Below are 23748 nucleotides of genomic sequence, written 5' to 3'. Positions count from 1 at the left end.
GGCCGGTCCGGGTGCCGTCAGGTCGCGACGGTCTCGCGGCGGTCGGCGGCGTGGGCCATCGCGTGCTGGACGACCGAGATGAGGACTTCCTTGACGGATTCGCGGTCGCGCGCGTCGCACAGGACGACCGGCACTCCGGGGTCGAGGTCGAGTGCCTGGCGGACGTCGTCGGTGGGATACCGTGCGGCGTCGTCGAAGCAGTTGACACCGACGACGAAGGGTATGGAACGCCGCTCGAAGTAGTCGACGGCGGCGAAGCAGTCCTCCAGTCGGCGGGTGTCCGCGAGGACGACGGCGCCGAGCGCGCCGGTGGCGAGCTCGTCCCACAGGAACCAGAAGCGGTCCTGGCCGGGTGTCCCGAAGAGGTACAGCACCAGGTCCTCGCGGAGCGTGATGCGGCCGAAGTCCATCGCCACGGTGGTGGTGTGCTTGCCTTCCACGCCGCTGGTGTCGTCGACCGGCCGGCCCGCCTCCGTGAGGAGTTCCTCGGTGCGCAGCGGCTTGATCTCGCTGACCGCGCCGACGAGAGTCGTCTTGCCCACGCCGAAGCCGCCCGCCACCAGGATCTTGAGCGTGACGGGCTCGACCGGAGGCTTGCCGCGCTCAGAACGCCCGAAGATCATCGATCTCTTCTCCTGCTTCATCATGGTCGCGCGGTGGAGGACCGTAGCCTCCGCCGCCGGGGGTTTCGATGACGAGTACGTCGCCGGGGCCGACGTCCGCCGCATCACTTCCGCCAAGTTCGGTGACCGTGCCGTCGGCACGTTCGACCCGGTTGGCACCGAGGGCTCCCGGTTCGCCGCCCGCCATGCCGTAGGGGGCGACCCTGCGGTGCTGGGAGAGCGTCGAGACCGTCATGGGCTCCAGAAAGCGCAGGCGGCGCACACCGCCGTCCCCGCCTCGCCAGCGTCCCGCGCCGCCGCTGCCGCGCCGGACCGCGAACTCGTCGAGCCGGACCGGAAGTCGCCACTCCAGGACCTCGGGGTCCGTCAGCCGCGAGTTGGTCATGTGGGTCTGCACGACGGGGGCGCCGGGGAAACCGTCGCCCGCGCCCGACCCGGAGGCCACGGTCTCGTAGTACTGGTGGCGCTCGTTGCCGAACGTCACGTTGTTCATGGTTCCGGAGCCCTCGGCCTGCACCCCGAGAGCGGCGTAGAGCGCGCCGGTGATCGCCTGGGACGTCTCCACGTTGCCCGCGACGACGGCGGCCGGGGGTTCGGGGGCGAGCATCGAGCCGCGCGGCACGACGATGTCCAGGGGTCGCAGGCAGCCGTCGTTGAGCGGGATGTCGTCGGCGACCAGGGTGCGGAAGACATACAGGACGGCGGCGTTGACCACCGAGAAGGGCGCGTTGAAGTTCGTGGTGAGCTGTGCCGAGGTGCCGGTGAAGTCCACCGTGGCGGTGCGTCGTTCCCGCTGCACGGACACGCGGACGCGGATGACGGCACCGGAGTCGGTCTCGTAGCTGAACTCGCCGTCCTCCAGGGCGTCGATGACGCGGCGCACCGCCTCCTCGGCGTTGTCCTGGACGTGCTTCATGTAGGCCTGCACGACGTCGAGCCCGAAGTTCGTGATCATTCGGCCGACTTCGTCGACGCCCTTCTGGTTGGCGGCGATCTGGGCGCGCAGGTCGGCGAGGTTGGTCTTCGGGTTGCGTGAGGGGTAGCGCGCGCCGGTGAGCAGGTCCAGGGTCTCGGCCTCGCGGAAGCGGCCGTCCTCGGCGAGCAGCCAGTTGTCGAAGAGGATGCCCTCCTCCTCGATGGTGCGGCTGTCCGCGGGCATGGAGCCGGGCGCGATGCCGCCGATCTCGGCGTGGTGACCGCGGGAGGCGACGTAGAAGAGGATCCGCTCACCCTCCGTGTCGAAGACCGGGGTGATCACGGTGACGTCAGGGAGGTGGGTGCCGCCGTGGTACGGGTCGTTGACCGCGTAGGTGTCGCCCGGCCGCATGCTGTCGCCGCGCCGCCGGATGACCTCCTTCACGCTGGTGCCCATGGATCCCAGGTGGACGGGGATGTGCGGGGCGTTGGCGACGAGGCTGCCGTCGGGGTCGAAGAGGGCGCAGGAGAAGTCGAGGCGCTCCTTGATGTTGACGGACTGGGCGGTGGACTCCAGGCGGGCGCCCATCTGTTCGGCGATGGACATGAAGAGGTTGTTGAAGACCTCGAGGAGGACGGGGTCCGCTTCCGTGCCGAGATCGGAACTCTGCGTGACCGTCACCCGTTCCATGACCAGATGCCCGTCGTCCGACGCAGCGGCCCGCCAGCCGTCGTCGACGACGGTCGTCGCACTGGCCTCGGTGATGATCGCGGGTCCGGTCACGGCCACGCCGGGCGGCAGTTCCTCACGGCGGTGCAGGGGCACGTCGTGCCAGGCTCCGCCCGTGTGCAGGCTGACCGACTCGGGCGCGGGGGCGGGGCTGTGCGGTGTGGAGCGCCCGGCGAAGGGGGCGAGCGCGGAGAGATCGGGGGGTTCGGTGAGACCGGTGGCTTCCACGGAGAGGGCTTCGACGACGACCGGGCGGTCGAGGGTGAAGGAGTAGGTGGCGCGATGACGTTCCTCGAAGGCTTCGATCATGGTGTCGGGCTCGCTGAGCTCGACGGTGAGGACCGTGTCGGTGCCGTCGTAGCGGAGTTGGGCGCGGCGGGTGACCCGGATGCGGTCCTCAGGCACGTCCTCGGCGAGCAGTTCGGAGCGGGCGGCGCTCTCCAGGTCGTCGGCGGTCTTCAGGACGCCCGGCATCGAGGAGGCTTCCACAGGTGCCTCCACGGACTGTTCGCGCATGGCCGTGGTGTCGGCGAGTCCGATGCCGAGGGCGGACAGCACGCCGGCCATGGGCGGGACGAGGACGGTGCGGATGCCCAGCGAGTCGGCGACCATGCACGCGTGCTGACCGCCCGCGCCGCCGAAGGTGGTGAGCGCGTAGCGGGTGACGTCGTGGCCCTTCTGGACCGAGATCCGCTTGACCGCGTTGGCGATGTTGGCCACGGCGATCTGGAGGTAGCCCTCGGCGACCTGCTCGGGGGTGCGGTCGTCGCCGGTCCTGTCGCGGATCTCGCGGGCGAGCGCGGCGAACCGCTCGCGGACCAGCGCGTCGTCGAGAGGCTGGTCGCCGTCCGGTCCGAACACCGTGGGGAAGTGCGCGGGCTGGATCCGCCCGAGCGCGACGTTGGCGTCCGTGACGGTCAGCGGGCCGCCGGCCCGGTAGCAGGCGGGGCCCGGGTCGGCGCCCGCCGAGTCGGGGCCCACCCGGTAGCGGGAGCCGTCGAAGTGGAGGACCGAGCCGCCGCCGGCGGCGACGGTGTGGATGTCGAGCATGGGCGCGCGCAGCCGGACCCCGGCGATCTGGGTGGTGAAGACGCGTTCGTACTCCCCCGCGAAGTGCGAGACGTCCGTGGAGGTGCCGCCCATGTCGAAGCCGATCACGCGGTCGAAGCCGGCGAGCTGCGACATCCGGGCCATGCCGACGATGCCGCCCGCGGGCCCGGACAGGATGGCGTCCTTGCCGCGGAACTGTCCGGCTTCGGCGAGTCCTCCGTTGGACTGCATGAACATCAGCCGGACGCCCTGGAGCTCGTCGGCGACATGCTGGACGTAGCGCCGCAGGACCGGCGAGAGGTAGGCGTCGACGACCGCGGTGTCCCCGCGGGGGACGACCTTCATCAGGGGGCTGACCTCGCTGGAGAGCGAGATCTGTGGGAAGCCGGTGCGGGCCGCCAGCTCACCGACCGCCTGCTCGTGGGCAGGGTGGAGGTGGCTGTGCATGCAGACGACGGCGACGGCCCGGATGCCGCAGTCGTAGGCCTCCTGGAGGGGGCCGACGAGCGCGTCCAGGTCGGGGGCGCGCAGGACCGTGCCGTCCGCGGCGATCCGCTCGTCGACCTCGACGACCCTCTCATAGAGCAGCTCGGGCAGCTCGATGGCGCGGGCGAAGATGCGGGGGCGGTTCTGGTACGCGATCCGCAGGGCGTCGCGGAAACCCCGTGTGATCACCAGGAGGGTGCGTTCACCCTTGCGTTCCAGGAGGGCGTTGGTGGCGACGGTGGTGCCCATGCGGACGGCGTCGATGTGCGGGCCCGTGACACCTTGGCCGTCGCGGTCACGGTCACCGTCACTGTCGCCGTCGAGGAGCTCACGGACGCCTGCGACGGCCGCGTCCGCGTATCTCGCCGCATTCTCGGAGAGCAGTTTGTGCGTGAGCAGACGGCCGTCCGGGCGTCGCGCGACGATGTCGGTGAAGGTGCCGCCCCGGTCGACCCAGAATTGCCAGCCTGTCACGTCTTTTCCCCGCTTCCGCCCTGCTCAGAGCGCCCGGAGGCCGTTGATCACGTCGCGCAGAATACTCTCGTCCGGCAGCTCGGCGGGCGGTACGGGACGTGTCACGTGGACCATTTCCTCGTCCACGAGGTCCCCGATCAGGACCCGTACCACTCCGATCGGCAGGTCGAGTTCGGCGGCGAGCTCGGCGACCGACTGCGGCGCGTCGCGGCAGAGTTCGACGATGTCCACGTGCTCCGGGGACAGCGTGTGGTCCGCTTCGGGGTCGTCGGCGTGGGGTTCCGTGACGACCACCGCGATCAGGTCGAGGCGGTGCTGGGCCGGACTGGTGGTGCGGCCACGCGTCATGGCGTACGGACGGACCACCGGTCCGGCTTCGTCGTCGAACCAGTGGCGTGTTCCCTGACCGTCTCCGCTCATGTCATCCCACTACCCGCCCGAGGGCAGATCGGTGCGCGGAGTGGCGGCCAGATGTACGCCCACCCGCTTCACGAGGAGCGTCATCTCGTACGCGACCTGCCCGACGTCCGAGTCGGCGTCGGCGAGCACGGCGAGGCAGCTGCCGTCACCGGCCGCCGTGACGAACAGGAAGGCCTCGTCGAGCTCGACGACGGTCTGACGGACGCTGCCCGCCTCGAAGTGGCGGCCGACACCCTTGGCGAGGCTGTGGAAGCCGGAGGCGACCGCGGCCAGGTGCTCGCTGTCCTCCCGGGTGAGGTCCTTGGAGGCCCCGGTGGGCAGACCGTCGCCGGAGAGCACGATCGCCTTGCGGATGCTGGCGACGCGGTCCACCAGCTCGTCGAGCAGCCAGTTCAGCTCGCCGGATGCCGTGCTGGTCTCGGTGGGCCCTGCGGCCTTCGGTGCGGTCATCGACCGTCCCCCTTTGTCGTTCCTCTTGCTGAGCCGTCCTGGGCGTCGTCGCCCACGGCGTTCTCCTCGCGGCCGCGCTGCCAGCCCCGCTGGAGCGAGGCCATCCGGTTGCGTACCTCGTCGGCGTCGCGCTCGGCGACGTCCGGACCCGTACCGGTGCCGGCCCGGTCGCGCTCGGCGCGCCGGTCGGGTCCTGCTTTCAACTGTGGGGCCAGATTGGCCTGGCGGACGCGGCGGGGCAGGCGTGCCGTGCCCGCTTCCGCCTCGCCGGTGGTGGCCTCGGGGCGCGCGGCGGTCCCGGAGCCTGCCGTGGTCCCGCCGGTGTCCGCCGGCGTGGCGCCGCGCCGGGTACGTCTCGGCAGGGCCGGGGCCTCCCCGGAGCCGGGGGTGCCGGGAAGGCCGGGTGTCCCCCGCAGGCTCGCGGACTCCCGGAGGCCGGACGCGTCACGCAGCCCGGGGGCTTCGCGAAGGCCGGGGCCCTCCGGCCGCTCGCCGCCCCGCCGCACCGAGGCCTCGGAGCGCTCGCCGCGCCGCGTGGGCAGCGGTTTCGCGCCGTCCAGTTCCCTCGTGCGCCGTTGCGACGGTTCGCGGTTCCCGGCCGACTCCCGGCTCGATTCGGGCTCCGTGTACGGCACCGGCGCGAAGCCGCCGTCGGCCTCGTCCGTCTCGTCGCGCCGGGCTCTCGTCCGGGTCACCGGACGGCCGTGCGAGCTGACGAGCTTGGGAGCTCCGCGCCGCGGCAGCGGGACGGCGGGGGCGCCCGGACGGTCCTCGCTCACGAGCGCGGGCTCGTCCTCAGCGTCGCGCTCCGGCTCCTCCTCGCCGACCGGTACGCCCGCGATGGAGCGACGTGGCCGGAACAGACCGCCCCGCTCGCTGTCCTCGTCGTCGAGGGCGCCGGGGAAGCCGGTGAGGGTGTCCAGGTCGACGGGTGCGTCCAGCTCGACCGGGCCGTCCAGGATCGAGGCGGGCAGACCGGGGAGACGCACGGGCGCCTCGGAGAGCGCCGCCTTGCGGCTCTCCTCCACCTCGGCCTCCTTCGACGGGAGCGCGCGGTCGAGCCGGAATCCGATGCCGTTGGTGTCCGGGACGTCGTCGGTGAGGAGCATGTCGGGAATGAACACGACAGCGGTGGTTCCGCCGTACGGGGACGGCTGAAGGGAGACGCGCACGTTCTGGCGCTGGGCCAGTCGGCTGACCACGAAGAGACCGAGCCGGTCGGTGTCCGAGAGCTCGAACTCGGGCGTCTCGGCGAGCCGCAGGTTGGCGTCGAGGAGAGCCTCGGCGGCCATGCCGAGACCACGGTCGTGGATCTCCAGGGTGAAGCCGTTGGCGACGCGTTCGCCGACGACGTGGACGGCAGTGTGCGGGGGCGAGAACACCGTGGCGTTCTCGAGGAGTTCGGCCACGAGATGGGTGACGTCGGCGACGGCGGGACCGGTGACGGCGACGCGCGGCAGGCGGCGCACCTCGATGCGCTCGTAGTCCTCGACCTCGGCGACGGCGGCACGGACGATGTCCATGAGCTGTACGGGTTTGCGCCACTGCCGGGAGGGTGCGGCGCCGGAGAGGATGACCAGGCCCTCCGCGTGACGGCGCATGCGCGTGGTCAGGTGGTCGAGGCGGAACAGGTCGGCCAGTTCGTCGGTGTCCTCGGTCCGGCGCTCCATGGTGTCGAGGAGCGTGAGCTGCTTGTGGAGCAGCACCTGGCTGCGGCGCGCGAGGTTGACGAACACCTCGGAGACGCCCTCGCGCAGTTCGGACTGCTTGACGGCGGCCTCGACGGCGGCGCGCTGGAGGGTGTTGAGGGCCTGACCGACCTCGCCCATCTCGTTCTTGTCGTATTCCAGCCGCGGCACTTCGGTCTCGACGTCGACCTCTTCGCCGGCGGAGAGCCGGCGCATGACGCTGGGCAGGCGGACGCCGGAGGCCTCGTGCGCCTCCAGTCGCAGTCGGCGCAGGTCGCGGATGAGGCTGCGGCCGATGCGCACGGACATGACGAGCGACACCAGCACCGCGATGAGTCCGACTACACCCGCGACGACCGCCTTGACGATCACGCCCATCGCCACGGGCCCGACCCGGTCCTGGTAGCGGTCGCCCGCCTGGTCGTCCATTGCACCGAGATCGTCGAGGACGTGTCGGGCCGCCCCGTCCCAGCTCTTCGCCGTGACGCCGCGCGGCGAACCGTCGGTGGCGGTGACGACCGACTGTTCGGCCACCCGCAGGGGCGCCGTGTCGGCGTTCTTCCAGTAGCGCTGGAAGCGTTCACGCTCCGAGGACGGCAGCAGCGGCAGGCTGGTGTCGTACAGCAAGGTGCGCTGGGCCACGAGGTCGGAGATGTCGCGGGCCTCGTCGCGGGTCAGCCGGCCCACGACCAGGGCGGAACCGAGCAGGGCGTCCTCGCGGGAGAGCAGCTCACGGGCGCGGTCCACATTGACGAGGGCTCGGCCCTGCTTGTCCATCTCCACGTTGTCGAGCACGTGCAGGTTGGCCAGCAGGACGTAACAGGGGTCGACGAGACGGTTGTAGAGGTCGAGGGCCTGGGACCGGTTGACGGTGCCCTCCTCGACACCGCGGCGCAGTGAGTCGATACCGCCGACGGCGTCGAGGAGCGAGGTGAGGCGCTCGCTGGTGCCTCCGCCCATCTCGTCGCGCAGATCCCCGTCCTTGGAGTTCTTGCGGACCTTCGCCACGACCCTGTCGGTGGCGGTCCTGCTGCGCTTGAGGGCGGCGAGCGCGTCCGAGGCGCGAGGATCGGCCAAGTAGACGAGTGTCTGTCTGCGTTCCCGCTGGAGGACACGGACGGCGTCCTCCGTGGGGTAGCCGATCTTCTCCACGACATCGGCCACGTTGAACAGCTGCTTGGCGGCGCGGCCGGTGAGTACGGTCGCAAAGCCCCAGATCGCTGTCAGGGAAACCAGCGGCACGAGGAGCAGCGCCACGATCTTCCGGCGGATGGACTTCCCGCGAAAGCGCATGGCCTCCCCCAGCTCGACCCCCTCCCGGGGGTACACATGTGCGTCAACAAACGGCGTGAGCCTACTACCGACGCACAGGTAACTCGAAGACCCGTCCGGGTGCAGCCCGCGCGGGTCGGGAACGAGACATGGTCAGTTGTCCGTTCATTGGGGGAGATTGCCTCCCGCAATCCGGCACTTGGGGCCGGATCCCATCGGAGCGGTGAAGTTGGTCAGTTGGCCGGAAATCTTCGCTCCTTGGGAATCTTCGGGACACGTCGTTCGTCTGTCTGTACGGGAAATGGGGGCGGAATCGGCCACAGGGGCCGCATGCCGCGCTCAGGCGGCGTAAAAGAGCGCAAGCCGGGCAGCCAACTGGGGAGCGGGTGTCGCGTGACACCTGTGCGAGGAGCCTGCTGGGCGGTGGGGAGTGACGAGTTGATGGGCACGGCGGAGCGGAGCGGGGCGCTCGGGGAGGGCGTTGCGACGTCCGAGACGGCGCAACTGGCCGTCCAGGCACCGGATCACGACATTCCGGCGGACGAGTACGAGGTGTACGGGCGCGAAGCCCCGTCGCACTACCGGCCGTTGTGGATCGAGGAGCCCGCGCGCAGGCGGCGGTTGCCCGACCCGGTGCGCACGGCGGCGGTGCGGGCCGTCCTGATCATCGCCGTGACCCTGATACAGGCGGTCGTGGCCTTCTTGTGCACCCTCGCGGGGTCCTGGCTGGCGTTCCCCATGGTCCTCAGCAGCATCGCCAGCACGGTCGTGGCCACGTGGGCGGCGCTCGACGTCTGGGTGACGCGCCAGGTGTGGAACCAGCGCAACGGCGTGGTGTCGGTGCCGAGCAGCACCGCGCGGGCCCTGCGCCGGGAGCGACGCAAGGCCAGGCGGCAGGCGCGGGCGACGGAGCGGTCGCAGGAGCGCATACGCCGGCGCGGGAGCGCCGGGCAACTGTCGCACTCCTAGCGTGCCGGTAGGCACGACCGCAGGCAGAGGGCGGGCCTGTGACCGAGCGTCCCCGTCACGCGTGCACCCGGGACCGGACGGTCCGTCACAGGTATCCCTGGGACGAAGCCGTCCGTCACAGACGCACCCGGGACGAAGCCGTCCGTCACAGACGCACCCGGGACGAAGCTGCCCGTCACAGACGCACCCGGGACGGAGCGGTCGGCCACAAGCGCACTCGCGACGGAGCTGCCCGTCACCGGCGCTTCGACGGCGCTGCTTCAGAGGCGGGCCGTCGGCGCGACCGGCATGTCACTTCGGGCCAGTTCGCGGCGGACCCGTGTGAACGGACGGGGACGGTCCACGGAGAGCACGGCCGTCGTCCGGCCGTCCCGTTCGTAGAGGGCGAGCAATCCGCCCTCGGCGGGCCCTGCCTCTTCGATCCCGCCCTCTATCCCGCCCTCGACGATCCGGACGGTGTCCGACTCGTGCCGACGCCCTGCGAACTGGATCCGCGCCCCGTACTGGTCGGACCAGAAGTAGGGCAGGGACCGACCGGTGGCCACGGTGCGTCCGGCCAGCAGGTTGCGTACGGCGATCCGGGGTTGCTCGGTGGCGGAGGTCCAGTGCTCGGCGCGGGTGCCGCCGACACGCGCGACGTCACCGACGGCGACCACCTGCGGCAACGCGGTCGCACAGCCGTCGTCGCACAGCACTCCGTCGTGCAGGGCGAGGGAGCCGGCGAGCCAGCCGGTGTTCGGTGTGGCCCCGATGCCCACGATCACGACGTCGGCGTCCAGCACCCGGCCGTCGGACAGCCGGACACCGGTGACAGCGGGCGGCGACGTACCACCTCCTCCGCTCCCGCGGAGGCCGGCGACACCGGTGCCGGTGACCAGGGCGACGCCGCCGCGGCGGTGCAGTGCGGCGCACACGGCGGCCATACGGGGCCCGAGTTGGGGGACGAGGGGCAGTGCCGCTGCCTCGACGACGGTGACGTCGTGGCCGAGAGCGGCGCACGAGGAGGCCGTCTCGGCGCCGATGAAGCCGCCGCCGATGACGACGATCCGGCGCGGCCCCCGGGTGAGTTCCGCGCGCAGGGCGCGGGCGTCGTCGAGGGTGCGCAGCGTGTGCACCCCGGCGAGATCGTCACCCGCCAGACGGCGGGCACAGGCACCGGTGGCGATGACCACGCCGTCCGTGGAGATGGTGCGGCCGTCGTCGAGGAGGACGGTGCGGCCCCGGGCGTCGAGGCCACGGGCACGTACGCCGAGGTGCCATTCGGCGTCGAGTTCCGTGCTCTCCTCGGCGTCGGTGAGGGCGAGTTGGGCTTCGTCGGCGCGGCCGGCGAGGAAGTCCTTGGACAGGGGCGGACGGTCGTACGGGCGGTGCCGCTCGTCGCCGACGAGCACGAGCCGTCCGTCGAAGCCCTGGGCCCGCAGCTCGCGGGCCGCGTACAGGCCGGCGAGGGAGGCTCCGACGACGGTCACGGTCCTCATGCGGCCCGCGCCGCGTCGCGTACGGTCACGGCGTTCATGCGGCGGTGCCTTCCTCGGCGGCAAGGTGGACGTGGATCATTCCGTCGTCGACGGTGACGCGGTGGGTACGGACCGGGCGTCGCGCGGGGAGGCAGGTCGGCAGGCCGGTGCGGAGATCGAATGAGGCCGCGTGCAGCGGGCACTCGACGAGACAGCCTTCGAGCCAGCCCTCGGAGAGCGACGCGTCCTGATGCGTGCAGGTGTCGTCGATGGCGTACAGCTCGCCCTCCGCGTGGAACACGGCGACGGGCGGCGTGGTGTCGACTCGTACGGATTCGCCCTCGGGGAGGTCTTCAAGGCGACAGACGGGAATCATGGGCCCCCCTCTCGGTCCGGACGGATTCGTCCAGGACCTCTCAGGTCCAGGTCGTCGGGAACCTTCCGGGTTCCAGACGCTTCGGTAACATGATGTTTCGTATGGCGCACGAGGGAGCGCTATGCGCAACAGAATCCGCGCGGGGGTCCCGTCACGTCAAGGGCTTCCCGCAGATGCGGCCCAAACAGGGCCGTCAGGTGGTGAGAGTTGAGCTATGACCCGCACGCAGAAGCAGGCTGAGCACGCCGAGGAGACGTCCGACAAGCCCGGCGGCAGGGGCGCGGGCAGCGCCGTGCAGTCGGTGGACCGCGCCGTGAGTGTCCTGGAGATCCTCGCCCGGCTCGGCGAGGCAGGAGTCACCGAGATCGCCGAAGAGCTGGACGTGCACAAGTCCACCGCGTTCCGGCTGCTGGGGGTGCTGGAGAACCGCGGCCTGGTGGCCCAGGCCAAGGACCGGGGGAAGTACTACCTGGGGGCCGCCGTGCTGCGCCTCGCCGGGGCGGCGGCCGTGCGTCTCGACATCTCCCAGGAGGGCGTCCCGGTCTGCCGCGAACTCGCCGACGAGCTGGGCGAGACGGTCAACATAGCGGTGCTGGACGACGACGCCGCCGTCAACATCATGCAGGCCCGCGGCACCGCCTCGGTCACGGCGCAGAACTGGCTGGGCAGACGCACCCCCCTGCACGCCACCTCCAGCGGCAAGGTACTGGCCGCGCACATGCCGCCCACCCTGCGCGAGGGTCTGCTGGCGCGCCCGCTTCCCCGCTTCACCGAGCGCACGATCACGGGCCCCTCGTCGCTGCGTGCCGAGCTGGAGGCCGTGGTGGAACAGGGCTACGGGATCACCATCGAGGAGCTCGAGCTGGGACTCGCCGCGGTGGCGGCACCCGTTCGGTCGCACGACGGCAAGGTGATCGCCGCGATCAGCGTGTCGGGTCCGGTGTACCGGCTGAACGCCGACCGGCTGCCGGAGCTGACCAAGCGGACGGTGGCCGCCGGCGCGGAGCTGTCGCGCCGCATGGGCTACGGCTTCTGAGCCCGACGCCGGGCCGGCCGGCCCGGCTTCCGACCCGACGGCCGGGCCGACACCCGGCACCCGATCGCGCCCTCGCCCCCGCCCCTCCCCTCCCCTCCCCTCCCCTGCGGCAACTCACGCGCCGTCCGTCACCCCTGAGCCGCCCCACCACCCCTGACGCGGGGCCGGGACTCCCCCGGCCCCGCGTCCCGTGTATCCGCCAGGTTTCGGGCGCCCCGTTCCTTTTGCCAAGGGTTAACCCCCACCCCTTGACGGCCCCGCGAGGGCGTTCTCAATATGTTCCTCATCGCGCAACCCATCGTGCATTGCGCAACAGCAGAGGAGCTTGTCGTGCCCCACGAGGTCCGTGCCGTAGTCGCTGTCAAGAAGGGCGCACCCGTCGAGGTGCAGACGATCGTCGTTCCCGATCCGGGTCCGGGCGAGGTGCTCGTCGCGGTGCAGGCCTGCGGGGTCTGCCACACGGATCTGCACTACCGGGACGGCGCGATCAACGACGACTTCCCGTTCCTGCTGGGCCATGAGGCGGCCGGCACGATCGAGGCGGTCGGCGAGGGAGTCACCGACCTGGTCCCCGGCGACTACGTGGTCCTCGCGTGGCGCGCCCCCTGCGGCACCTGTCGCTCGTGCCGCCGCGGACGCCCCTGGTACTGCTTCGACTCCCGCAATGCCACCCAGCCGATGACGCTCCTCGACGGCACCCCGCTCAGCAACGCCCTCGGCATCGGCGCCTTCGCGGAGAAGACCCTGGTGGCCGCCGGGCAGGCGGTGAAGATCGACCCGGCCGCCCGGCCGGAGGCAGCGGGTCTGATCGGCTGCGGAGTGATGGCCGGATACGGCGCCGCGGTGAACACGGGGAACGTGGGGCGCGGAGACACGGTCGCCGTGATCGGCTGCGGCGGCGTCGGCAACGCGGCCATCGCGGGCGCCTGCCTCAACGGCGCCATGAAGGTCATCGCGATCGACATCGACGACAAGAAGCTCGACCAGGCGGAGAAGTTCGGCGCGACGCACACCGTCAACTCCCGCGGCACCGACCCCGTCGAGGCCGTGCGCGCGCTCACCGACGGCTTCGGGGTCGACATCGCCATCGACGCGGTGGGCCGTCCGGAGACGTACAAGCAGGCCTTCTACATGCGCGACCACGCTGGTGTGCTCGTCCAGGTCGGTGTCCCGGACCCCGAGATGAGGATCGACCTCCCGCTGATCGACCTGTTCTCGCGCGGCGGCGCCCTCAAGTCGTCCTGGTACGGCGACTGCCTGCCGAGCCGCGACTTCCCCTTCCTCATCGACCAGTACCTGTACGGCCTGCTCGACCTCAACGCCTTCGTCAGCGAGACCATCTCCCTCGACCAGGTCGAGGAGGCGTTCGGGAAGATGCACCGCGGTGAGGTGCTGCGGTCCGTGGTGGTGCTGTGAGTCACGAAACCAGCGTCCGGCGCGCCGTCACGTCAGGCACCTTCAGCCTCGACGGCGAGACCTTCGACGTCGACCACACCGACAACGCCGACAACACCGCCAACACCGACAACACCGTGTGGCTGATCGGCGACGACAAGGAAGTGCTGATCGTGGACGCGGCGCACGACGCGCGGGCGATCCACGCGGCCGTCGACGGCCGCAGGGTCACCGCCACCGTGTGCACGCACGCCCACGACGACCACATCGACGCGGCGGCCGAGCTCTCCGTGCTGACCGGCACACCCGTCCTCCTCCATCCCGACGACAACGAGCTGTGGTCGTTCACGCATCACGGCCGCAAGTCGGACGGCGAGCTGAGCGACGGCAGGGCCCTCACGGTCGCCGGGATCGAGCTCCAGGTGTTCCACAACCCCGGCCACACCTGGGGCAGTTGCTCGCTGTACGCGCCGTCCCTCGAGACGGTCTTCACCGGGGACACCCTGTTCCGGGGCGGACCCGGTGCCACCGGCCGCTCCTGTTCCGACCGGCCCACCATCGAAGCCTCCGTCCGCAACCGCCTGCTCACCCTCCCCGGCAGCACGGTCGTCCGCACCGGGCACGGCGAGGACACCACCGTCGAGGCCGAACGGCCCCACGTCCCCACCCCCTGAGCACGTCCGCTCCCGCACCCCGGCAAGGAGGGGCATGTCCAGCACGCCCGCAACCCGCCCGCGCGGTCCTCGGGTCGTCGTCATCGGCGCCGGCATCGTCGGCTGCTCGCTCGCCGACGAACTGACCGCACGCGGGTGGACCGACGTCACCGTTCTCGAACAGGGGCCGCTGCCCGCGCCCGGCGGCTCCACCTCCCACGCACCGGGCCTGGTGTTCCGGACCAGCCCGTCCAAGACGCTCACGGAGTTCGCGCGGTACACCGTGGAGAAGTTCGGATCCCTGCGGGTGGACGGCGTCTCCTGCTTCGACCAGGTCGGCGGTCTGGAGCTCGCGACCACGCCCGGGCGCCTGGCCGATCTGCACCGCAGGGCGGGATACGCCGCCTCCTGGGGAGTGCGCGGCGAGATCGTCAGCGCCGCCCGCTGCAAGGAACTCTGGCCGCTGCTCGACGAGTCGGCCGTGCTCGGCGGCTTCCACACTCCGGACGACGGGCTGGCCCGCGCCCTGCTCGCGGCCCGCGCCCAGATGGAGTGTGCCGAGAGCCGGGGCGCCCGTTTCCTCGACCGCCACACGGTCACCGGCATCGAGCGGGAGGACGGCCGCGTCACCGCCGTCGTCACCGACCGCGGTTGCTTCCCCGCCGATCACGTCGTCTCCGCCGCCGGATTCTGGGGCCCGGTCATCGGGCGCATGGCCGGAGTCGACGTGCCCCTGCAACCGCTCGCGCACCAGTACGCGAAGACGCGGCGGTTGCCCGAGCTGGCCGGTGCCGTCGCCGAGGCGTCCCGGCCCATCCTCCGCTTCCAGGACCGCGACCTGTACTTCCGCGAGCACCACGACCGCATCGGCATCGGCAGCTATGCCCACCGGCCGCTGCCCGTCGACCCGTTCGCCGTCCTCGCCTACGACGAGGCGCGCGCGAAGGACATGCCGATGCCGTCGTCGTACCCGTTCACCGCCGAGGACTGGGCCCCGAGCTGGGACGACTGCCGCCGGCTGCTGCCCGCGCTGCGCGGGTCGGAGGTCGAGGAGGGTTTCAACGGCGTGTTCTCCTTCACCCCGGACGGCATGCCCGTCCTGGGCGAGTCCCGTGAACTGCGCGGTTTCTGGCTGGCCGAGGCCGTCTGGGTCACTCACTCCGCGGGTGTGGCGAAGGCCGTCGCCGAATGGATGGTCGACGGGCGCGCGTCCCTCGACCTGCACGAGTGCGACCTCACGCGATTCGAGGACGCGCAGCGTTCACCGTCGTATGTGCGTGAACGCGGTTCACAGCAGTTCGTCGAGGTGTACGACGTCCTGCATCCCCTCCAGCCGATGGAGCAGCCGCGTCCCTTGCGCGTCAGCCCCTTCCACGCCCGGCAGCAGGAGCTCGGCGCGTATTTCCTGGAGGGCGGCGGCTGGGAGCGCCCGCACTGGTACGAGGCGAACGCCCCGCTCGCGGACGGACTGCGCCTGCCGGAGCGTGACGCCTGGTCGGCCCGCTACTGGTCGCCGATCGCGGCGGCCGAGGCGAAGGCGACCCGTGAGAAGGTCGCCCTGTACGACATGACCCCGCTGCGCAGGCTGGAGGTCACCGGCCCCGGCGCCCTCGGCTTCCTCCAACGCATGACGACCAACAACCTGCGCAAGAAGCCCGGCGCGGTCACCTACACGCTGCTGCTCGACGAGACCGGCGGCGTGCGCTCCGACCTGACCGTCGCGCGGCTCGCCCCCGACCGATTCCAGGTGGGCGCCAACTCCCCCGCCGACCTGGACTGGCTGATCCGCCACGCACCCGGCGACGTGCACCTCCGCGACATCACCTCCGGCACCTGCTGCATCGGCGTGTGGGGGCCGCTCGCCCGCGACCTCGTCCAGCCGCTGACCCACGACGACTTCTCGCACGAGGGCTTCGGGTACTTCCGGGCCAAACAGACCCACCTGGGCCATGTCCCGGTCACCGCCATGCGGTTGAGCTACGTCGGCGAGCTGGGCTGGGAGCTGTACACCACTGCCGACCTGGGGCTGCGGCTGTGGGACACCCTGTGGCAGGCGGGGCAGCCGCACGGCGTGATCGCCGCGGGGCGCTCGGCCTTCAACTCCCTGCGCCTGGAGAAGGGTTACCGCGCCTGGGGCGTCGACATGACGGACGAGCACAACCCCTACGAGGCGGGCGTGGGCTTCGCGGTCCGCATGGACAAGGACGGCTTCGTCGGCCAGGAGGAGCTCCAGGGCCTCGCCGGGACGGAACCCGCGCGCAGGCTCACCCCGCTGATCCTCGACGACCCCGCCTCCGTCGTCCTCGGCAAGGAACCCGTCTACGTCGGCGGCACCCCCGCCGGCTACGTCACCAGCGCCTCCTACGGCTACACCCTCGGCCGCTGCGTCGCGTACGCCTGGCTGCCCTCCCTGGCGACAGGTACCGGCGTGCACATCGAGTACTTCGGCGAGAAGGTTGCCGCGACCGTCGCCGAAGAGCCCCTCTTCGACCCGAAGATGACCCGCATCCGCCGCTGACACGCCCTCAGGAGGCCTTCGTGTCCCCCACCTACGACGTGATCGTGATCGGTCTCGGCGGCATGGGCAGTGCCGCCGCCCACCACCTGTCCGCACGCGGCGCGCGTGTGCTCGGTCTGGAGAAGTTCGGCCCCGTGCACAACCGCGGCTCCAGCCACGGCGGTTCGCGCATCACCCGGCAGTCCTACTTCGAGGACCCGGCGTACGTGCCGCTGCTGCTGCGCGCGTACGAACTGTACGAGGAGCTGGAGCGGGAGACGGGACGCGACATCGCCACCCTCTGCGGCGGTGTCATGGTCGGTCCCCCGGACTCCCGGACGGTCTCCGGCTCGCTGCTCTCGGCCCGGCGGTGGGACCTGCCGCACGAGATGCTGGACGCCGCCGACATCCGCCGCCGTTTCCCGACGCTCGCCCCGCACGACGACGAGGTCGCGCTCTACGAGGCGCGCGCCGGCCTGCTGCGCCCCGAGAACACCGTCGCCGCCCACCTCCAGCTCGCCACCCGGCAGGGCGCCGACCTGCACTTCGAGGAGCCGATGACGCGCTGGGAGCCGTACCGTGACGGCGTGCGCGTCCACACCGCCGAGAACACCTACACCGCGGGCCAGTTGGTGATCTGTCCCGGCGCGTGGGCACCGCAGCTGCTCACCGACCTCGGTGTGCCGTTCCGGATCGAACGGCAGGTCATGTACTGGTTCCAGCCGCGCGGCGGGACCGGGCCGTTCGTTCCCGACGCCCATCCGATCTACATCTGGGAGGACGCGGCCGGGGTCCAGGTCTACGGCTTCCCCGCCATCGACGGCCCGGAGCTGGGCGCCAAGGTCGCCTTCTTCCGCAAGGGTGTCGAGTGCACCCCGGAGACCATCGACCGGACCGTGCACGACGAGGAGGTACGGGCCATGGCCGGCCACATGTCCCGCTGCATCCCCGACCTGCCCGGCAGCTTCCTCAAGGCCGCCACCTGCATGTACTCCAACACTCCCGACGAACATTTCGTCATCGCCCGGCATCCCGCGCACCCGGAGTCCGTCACCGTCGCCTGCGGATTCTCCGGACACGGCTTCAAGTTCGTGCCGGTCGTCGGCGAGATCCTCGCCGACCTCGCGCTGAAGGGCACCACCGAGCACCCCATCGGCCTGTTCGACCCCAGCCGCCTCGCCGCCGCGCCCGCCTGAGGAGTCCGCACGTGACGACGATCCCCGTCTCCCCGTCCCCCCTCTCACCCAGCCTGATCGCCACCCTCCCCGGGCGCTACTACACCGATCCGGAGATCTTCCGGCAGGAACAGGAGCGTCTCTTCGAATCGATGTGGTTCTGCGCCGTCCGCTCGGCCGACCTGGCGAAGCCCGGCGCGTTCCGCACCGTGCAGGTCGGCCGCGAGAGCGTCCTCGTCACCCGCTCCCGCACGGGCGAGCTGCGCGCCTTCCTCAACATCTGCCGCCATCGCGGGGCCCGGTTGTGCACCGAGGAGTCCGGGGAGGTCCGCCGGAGTCTCCAATGCCCTTACCACGCCTGGACGTACGACCTCGACGGCCGGCTCGTCGCCGCGCCGAACCTGACGAAGATGCCGGACGTCGACCGCGCCGAGTACGGCCTGGTCACGGTCGCCCTGCGCGAGTGGCTGGGGTACGCCTGGGTGTGCCTGGCCGACGAACCGCCCTCCTTCGAGGAGACCGTGACGGGCGCGGCCGTGGAACGGCTCGGCGACGCGGCGGCCATCGAGCACTACGGGACCGAGAACCTGGCGCTCGGCCGCCGCATCACGTACGACGTGAAGGCGAACTGGAAGCTGATCGTCGAGAACTTCATGGAGTGCTACCACTGCGCGACGATCCACCCCGAACTCACCGACGTGCTGCCGGAGTTCGCCGACGGGTACGCGGCCCAGTACTACGTGGGCCACGGCGCCGAGTTCGGCGAGGGGATCAAGGGGTTCACGGTCGACGGCAGCGAGGGCTTCGGCCGGCTCCCCGAGGTCTCCGACGACCAGGACCGCCGTTACTACGCGATCACCGTGAAGCCGACGGTCTTCATCAACCTCGTCCCGGACCACGTCATCCTGCACCGCATGTTCCCGCTCGCCGAGGACCGCACGGTCGTCGAGTGCGACTGGCTGTACGCGCCGGAGGTCGTCGCGTCCGGCGCGGACGTGTCCAAGTCGGTGGAGCTCTTCCACCGCGTGAACGAGCAGGACTTCGCGGCCTGCGAGCGGACTCAGCCCGCGATGGCCTCGCGGGCGTACCGCAGGGGCGGTGTGCTGGTCCCCACCGAGCACCACATCGGCATCTTCCACGAGTGGCTGACGACGCATCTGGGAGGCCCGCATGCCTGACCTGTTCATCGACGGTTCCTGGCGGGGCGTGCTGGACGGGCGCACCCGGGAGATCCGCTGTCCCGCCGACGGCTCCCCGGTCGGCGTCGTCGACGAGGCGGGCGGCAAGGACACGGCCGACGCGATCGCCGCCGCGCGCCGCGCCTTCGACGACGGACCGTGGCCCGCGACCGCGCCGGCGGACCGCGGCGATCTGCTGCTGCGCGTCGCCGGCCTGCTCGTACGCGACAAGGACGCGCTCGCCCGCGCCGAGTCCCTCGACACCGGCAAGCGGCTCGTCGAGAGCGAGTACGACATCGACGACGTCGCGAACTGCTTCCGCTACTTCGGCCGGCTGGCCGCCGTCGAGGCAGGCCGGGTCGTCGACACGGGCTCGTCGGCCGTCGACAGCCGTGTCGTGTACGAGCCCGTCGGGGTCTGCGCGCTGATCACACCGTGGAACTACCCGCTCCTGCAGACCGCGTGGAAGGTCGCGCCTGCCCTCGCGGCGGGCAACACCTTCGTCCTCAAGCCGAGCGAGCTCACCCCGCACACGGCGATCCGTCTGATGCGTCTCCTCGACGAGGCGGGTCTCCCGCCGGGCGTCGCCAACCTGGTGCTGGGCGCGGGTCCGGAGGCGGGCGCCCCCCTCGCCGACCATCCGGACGTGGACCTCGTCTCGTTCACCGGCGGCCTCGGGACCGGACGTCGGCTGATGGCCGCGGCGGCCGGGACGGTCAAGAAGGTCGCCCTGGAACTCGGCGGCAAGAACCCCAACATCGTCTTCGCGGACGCCGACTTCGAGACGGCGGTCGACATGGCGCTGACGGCCGTGTTCCTGCATTCCGGGCAGGTCTGCTCGGCGGGCGCGCGGCTCCTGGTCGAGGACGTGCTGCACGACCGGTTCGTCGACGAGGTGGTGCGGCGCGCGGGGCGGATCCGGCTCGGCGGACCGTTCGACGAGCGGGCGCAGACCGGTCCGCTGATCTCGGAGGCGCACCGTTCCAAGGTCGAGGCGTACGTCGCCCGGGGCCTCGCGGAAGGTGCGGTGCTGCGCTGCGGCGGGGCGCGTCCCGAAGGGCTCGACGAGGGGTTCTACTACCTGCCGACGGTGCTGGACGAGTGCACCGGCGGCATGTCGGTGGTCCAGGACGAGTCGTTCGGGCCCGTGCTCACCGTGGAGCGCTTCGGCAGCGAGGCCGAGGCGGTGCGGCTCGCGAACGACACGGTCTACGGTCTCGCGGGCGGGGTTTTCACCACCGACGAGGCCAAGGCCCGGCGGGTAGCGGCCCGGCTGCGACTCGGCACGGTGTGGATCAACGACTTTCACCCGTACGTCCCGCAGGCCGAGTGGGGCGGTTTCAAGCAGTCCGGCTCCGGGCGCGAGCTCGGGCCGTCCGGCCTCGCCGAGTACCGCGAGGCCAAGCACATCTGGCGGAACACCGACCCGTCCCCGCAGGGGTGGTTCGCCTGAGGTCGCCCTGACGCCACAATGCGCACCACACACGCACGACACCACGTACGACGATGCGCACCACACCGCACAGCACGCGGCGCACGACGCACCGCAGCGCGCACCATCCGCCACCGCGCACCATCCCGCACACCGCACCATCCCGCACACCGCACCGCGCGCAGTCCCCGCACCGGTCCCGGCACCCGCAGGAGCCGCTCCCTCATCCCTCCCCCAGGCCCACCTGGAGTCCGCTCATGACGACAACCGAGCAACCGACAGACCCACAGGGTCACGACGACGCCGAACTCGCCGAGTTCGGCTACAAGCCCGAACTCAAACGCACCCTGGGCAACTTCCACACCTTCGCCGCCGGCATCAGCTACATCTCCATCCTCACCGGCACCTTCCAGCTCTTCTACTTCGGCTACGGCAGCGGCGGCGCCGCCTACTGGTGGTCCTGGCCGATGGTCTTCGTCGGCCAGTTCATGGTCGCGCTCTGCTTCGCGGAACTGGCGGCCCGCTATCCGGTGGCGGGCTCGGTCTACAACTGGTCGAAGAAGATAGGCAATCCGCACCTCGGCTGGCTCGCCGGCTGGATGATGCTGATCGCCTCCATCGTGTCGATCTCGGCCGTGGCGCTCGCCTATCAGCTCACGCTCCCCCAGATCTCCGACGTCTTCCAGTTCGTCGGGGACGGCACCGGCACGTACGACGTCGCCACCAACGCGGTGGTCCTGGCGACCGTGCTCATCCTGTTCACGACCCTGGTGAACGCCTTCGGTGTGAAGCTGATGGCCACCATCAACAGCGCCGGCGTCTTCATCGAGTTGATCGCCACCGTCGTCCTCATCGTGCTGTTCGCCGTGCACATCACGCGAGGACCGCAGGTCGTCACGGAGACCGCCGGCACGGGGGCCGGTCATTCCACGGGCTACCTGGGCGCGTTCCTCGTGGCCTCGCTGGCGTCCGCGTACGTGATGTACGGCTTCGACACGGCCGCCTCGCTCGGCGAGGAGTCCCTGGACCCGTCCCGCAACGCCCCGCGCGCCATCATCCGCGCCATCGTCGCCTCGTTCATCCTCGGCGGACTCGTGCTGCTGCTGGCGCTGATGAGCGTCTCCAGCCTCAAGGGCGACAAGCTGTCCACGGACGGCCTTCAGTACATCGTGCTCGACGTGCTCGGTCCGACCGCGGGCAAGGCGATGCTCTGGTGCGTGCTGATCGCGGTCACCGTCTGCGCGCTCGCCGTGCACACCGCGGCCATCCGGCTGGCCTTCGCGATGGCCCGGGACAACAACCTGCCGGCGTCCGCCCTGATGGCGCGGGTCAGTCCGCGGTTCAAGACCCCCGTGCTGCCCGCGGTGATCATCGGTGTCCTGGCGGTGGCGATCCTCGTCGTCAACATCCGCCAGCCGCAGATCTTCACGGTCGTCACCAGCATCGGCATCATCATGATCTACCTCGCCTATCTGGGCGTCACCGCGCCGATGCTGGTGGCCAGGCTGCGCGGCACCTGGCAGCCGGCGGGCGAGGGCCGGTTCAGCCTGGGCCGCTGGGGCCTGCTCGTCAACATCGTCGCCGTGGTGTGGGGCGCGGCCATGACGCTCAACCTGATCTGGCCCCGCGCCTCCGTGTACAACGCCGCCGCACCCTTCCACTGGTACCTGCGCTGGGGCGCGGTGCTGTTCGTCGCCGTCATCGCGGGCGGCGGCTTCGCCTACTACTGGTTCGTCCAGCGGCACCGGACCGGTGTGCTCGCCGAGCACCGGTTGGAGTCACCGGCCGCCACGTCTCCCCTCGCCGCCCCCACGGCCGACTGAAGGAGGTCACCCGCTCATGAGCATCGACGAGTTCGACTATGTGGTGGTCGGCGGCGGCACCGCCGGGAACGTGGTCGCCGCCCGGCTCTCCGAGGACCCGTCCGTCACCGTGTGCGTCCTGGAGGCCGGTCCCAGCGACGTCGGCGACGACAGTGTCCTCAAACTGGAGCGCTGGATGGGCCTGTTGGAGTCCGGCTACGACTGGGACTATCCCGTCGAGCCGCAGGCGAACGGCAACAGCTTCATGCGGCACGCCCGCGCGAAGGTGCTCGGCGGCTGTTCCTCCCACAATTCGTGCATCGCCTTCTGGGCCCCCGCGGAGGATCTCGACGACTGGGCGGCCGCCGGGTGTACGGGCTGGAGCGCCGCCGAACTCTTCCCGCTCTACCGGCGGCTGGAGTCGAACGACGCGCCGGGCGACCACCACGGCCGCAACGGCCCGGTCAAGCTGCGCACACTGAAGGGCGAAGACCCCTGTGGCGCGGCGCTGTTGGAGGCCTGCGCGCAGGCCGGCATCCCGACCACCGCGTTCAACACCGGAACGACCGTGATCCGTGGCGCCAACTGGTTCCAGATCAACTCCGACGAGAACAACATCAGGCAGTCCTCGTCGGTCGCCTATCTCCACCCGGTCATGGGCAAGCGACCGAACCTGGAGGTGCGCACCGGGGTGCGGGCCAAGAAGCTCGTGCTCGACGGCCGCCGCTGCGTGGGCGCGGAGTACCTCGACCCGGACCTGGTCCACACACGGACGGTGCGCGCCCGCCGCGAGGTGATCGTGTCCTGCGGGTCCATCGACACCCCCAAGCTGCTGATGCTGTCCGGCATCGGGCCGGCCGGGCATCTGCGTGAGGTGGGCGTGGAGGTGGTCGTGGACGCGGCCGGCGTGGGTGAGAACCTCCAGGACCACCCCGAGGGCGTCATCATGTGGGAGGCCCGGCAGCCGATGACCACCACGTCCAGCCAGTGGTGGGAGGCGGGCATCTTCTACGACACCGAACCGGGCCTGGACCGTCCGGACTTGATGTTCCACTACGGCTCGGTGCCGTTCGACATGAACACGGCCCGGCACGGCTTCCCCACGTCGGAGAACGCCTTCTGTCTGACGCCGAACGTCACGCGCGCGAAGTCCCGCGGCACCGTGCGGCTGCGCACCCGTGACTACCGGGACAAGCCGATGGTCGATCCGCGCTACTTCACGCACGAGCACGACGTGCGGGTGATGACGTACGGCCTGAGGCTGGCCCGCCGGATCGCCGGGCAGCCCGCGCTGAGCGGCTGGACGGGCGCGGAGCTGGCGCCCGGTCCCGACGTGCGCACGGACGACGAACTGCTCGACTACATCCACAAGACCCACAACACCGTCTACCACCCGTCGTGCACGGTGAAGATGGGTGCGGACGACGACGCCTCGGCGCCGCTCGACGCGCGGCTGCGGGTCAAGGGGATCGCGGGTCTGCGGGTGGCGGACGGCTCGGTGATGCCGGACCTCATCTCCGTCAATCCGTGCATCACGACGATGATGATCGGCGAGAAGTGCGCCGACCTGCTGAAGGATGACGCCTGACGGCACCCCCGCGGGCGGGGCGACCCGTCGGAGGTGGCGGGGAGCCGCGCGCCGGGCCGGCGCGCGGCTCCCCGCCACGGCT

At 71.0% G+C, this 23748-nt stretch carries 17 protein-coding genes; 10 read left to right on the top strand and 7 right to left on the bottom strand.

The window, feature by feature from the left end; genetic code table 11:
- Positions 1 to 17 precede the first annotated feature (17 nt).
- From ABEB03_RS44205 to ABEB03_RS44185, 5 genes are read right to left on the bottom strand one after another with little or no spacing between them, the layout of a single operon-like run.
- A complete protein-coding gene (locus ABEB03_RS44205; RefSeq protein WP_345658781.1) occupies positions 18 to 623 on the bottom strand; it encodes a GTP-binding protein in 606 nt (201 codons plus the stop codon).
- Entirely contained in the window at positions 604 to 4278 is a 3675-nt protein-coding gene (locus ABEB03_RS44200; protein ID WP_345658780.1) for a hydantoinase B/oxoprolinase family protein, read from the bottom strand. The genes ABEB03_RS44205 and ABEB03_RS44200 overlap by 20 nt, the downstream gene beginning before the upstream one ends.
- Positions 4279 to 4302: 24 nt before the next feature.
- Complete coding sequence (locus ABEB03_RS44195) at positions 4303 to 4698, bottom strand: DUF742 domain-containing protein (protein WP_095932942.1); 396 nt, start codon at positions 4696 to 4698, stop codon at positions 4303 to 4305.
- 9 nt (positions 4699 to 4707) lie between these two features.
- Complete coding sequence (locus ABEB03_RS44190) at positions 4708 to 5148, bottom strand: roadblock/LC7 domain-containing protein (protein ID WP_345658778.1); 441 nt, start codon at positions 5146 to 5148, stop codon at positions 4708 to 4710.
- Positions 5145 to 8129 carry a sensor histidine kinase gene (locus ABEB03_RS44185; protein WP_345658777.1) on the bottom strand — a complete coding sequence of 995 codons (2985 nt, stop codon included), beginning with the start codon at positions 8127 to 8129 and terminating at the stop codon, positions 5145 to 5147. The genes ABEB03_RS44190 and ABEB03_RS44185 overlap by 4 nt, the downstream gene beginning before the upstream one ends.
- Before the next feature lie 420 nt (positions 8130 to 8549).
- Here ABEB03_RS44185 and ABEB03_RS44180 point away from each other — a divergent pair, with 420 nt between their 5' ends.
- Positions 8550 to 9077, top strand: coding sequence for a hypothetical protein (locus tag ABEB03_RS44180; RefSeq protein WP_345658798.1), 528 nt, complete (start codon positions 8550 to 8552; stop codon positions 9075 to 9077).
- A gap of 260 nt (positions 9078 to 9337) precedes the next feature.
- Here the strand turns inward: ABEB03_RS44180 and ABEB03_RS44175 are convergent, their stop codons facing one another.
- Together ABEB03_RS44175 and ABEB03_RS44170 are read right to left on the bottom strand one after the other, a co-directional pair.
- Positions 9338 to 10555, bottom strand: a complete 1218-nt coding sequence (locus ABEB03_RS44175; protein WP_345658776.1) for an NAD(P)/FAD-dependent oxidoreductase — start codon at positions 10553 to 10555, stop codon at positions 9338 to 9340.
- 34 nt (positions 10556 to 10589) lie between these two features.
- Positions 10590 to 10910, bottom strand: coding sequence for a bifunctional 3-phenylpropionate/cinnamic acid dioxygenase ferredoxin subunit (locus tag ABEB03_RS44170; RefSeq protein ID WP_095932944.1), 321 nt, complete (start codon positions 10908 to 10910; stop codon positions 10590 to 10592).
- A gap of 214 nt (positions 10911 to 11124) precedes the next feature.
- Here ABEB03_RS44170 and ABEB03_RS44165 point away from each other — a divergent pair, with 214 nt between their 5' ends.
- From ABEB03_RS44165 to ABEB03_RS44125, 9 genes are all read left to right on the top strand, one after another.
- Complete coding sequence (locus ABEB03_RS44165; protein ID WP_028803597.1) at positions 11125 to 11946, top strand: IclR family transcriptional regulator; 822 nt, start codon at positions 11125 to 11127, stop codon at positions 11944 to 11946.
- 330 nt (positions 11947 to 12276) lie between these two features.
- The gene (locus tag ABEB03_RS44160; protein WP_095932946.1) at positions 12277 to 13362 is read left to right on the top strand and encodes an S-(hydroxymethyl)mycothiol dehydrogenase; all 1086 of its coding nucleotides are present in this window, start codon (positions 12277 to 12279) and stop codon (positions 13360 to 13362) included.
- The gene (locus ABEB03_RS44155; RefSeq protein ID WP_345658775.1) at positions 13359 to 14015 is read left to right on the top strand and encodes an MBL fold metallo-hydrolase; all 657 of its coding nucleotides are present in this window, start codon (positions 13359 to 13361) and stop codon (positions 14013 to 14015) included. Before ABEB03_RS44160 ends, ABEB03_RS44155 begins: the two co-directional genes overlap by 4 nt.
- Before the next feature lie 34 nt (positions 14016 to 14049).
- Positions 14050 to 16512 carry a GcvT family protein gene (locus ABEB03_RS44150; protein ID WP_345658774.1) on the top strand — a complete coding sequence of 821 codons (2463 nt, stop codon included), beginning with the start codon at positions 14050 to 14052 and terminating at the stop codon, positions 16510 to 16512.
- A gap of 20 nt (positions 16513 to 16532) precedes the next feature.
- Positions 16533 to 17687, top strand: a complete 1155-nt coding sequence (gene solA, locus ABEB03_RS44145; protein ID WP_345658773.1) for an N-methyl-L-tryptophan oxidase — start codon at positions 16533 to 16535, stop codon at positions 17685 to 17687.
- Between the two features lie 11 nt (positions 17688 to 17698).
- Positions 17699 to 18844, top strand: coding sequence for an aromatic ring-hydroxylating oxygenase subunit alpha (locus ABEB03_RS44140; RefSeq protein ID WP_345658772.1), 1146 nt, complete (start codon positions 17699 to 17701; stop codon positions 18842 to 18844).
- A complete protein-coding gene (locus ABEB03_RS44135) occupies positions 18837 to 20297 on the top strand; it encodes an aldehyde dehydrogenase family protein (RefSeq protein WP_345658771.1) in 1461 nt (486 codons plus the stop codon). Before ABEB03_RS44140 ends, ABEB03_RS44135 begins: the two co-directional genes overlap by 8 nt.
- A gap of 236 nt (positions 20298 to 20533) precedes the next feature.
- Positions 20534 to 22099, top strand: a complete 1566-nt coding sequence (locus ABEB03_RS44130) for an APC family permease (RefSeq protein ID WP_345658770.1) — start codon at positions 20534 to 20536, stop codon at positions 22097 to 22099.
- Between the two features lie 16 nt (positions 22100 to 22115).
- Positions 22116 to 23666, top strand: a complete 1551-nt coding sequence (locus tag ABEB03_RS44125; protein WP_345658768.1) for a GMC family oxidoreductase — start codon at positions 22116 to 22118, stop codon at positions 23664 to 23666.
- The last annotated feature ends 82 nt before the right edge of the window (positions 23667 to 23748 follow it).

The organism is Streptomyces siamensis, assembly GCF_039543605.1.
Classification (GTDB): Bacteria; Actinomycetota; Actinomycetes; order Streptomycetales; family Streptomycetaceae; genus Streptomyces; species Streptomyces siamensis.
Note: the sequence above shows the minus strand (reverse complement) of the source record. Positions and strands in the feature narration are given on the sequence as shown.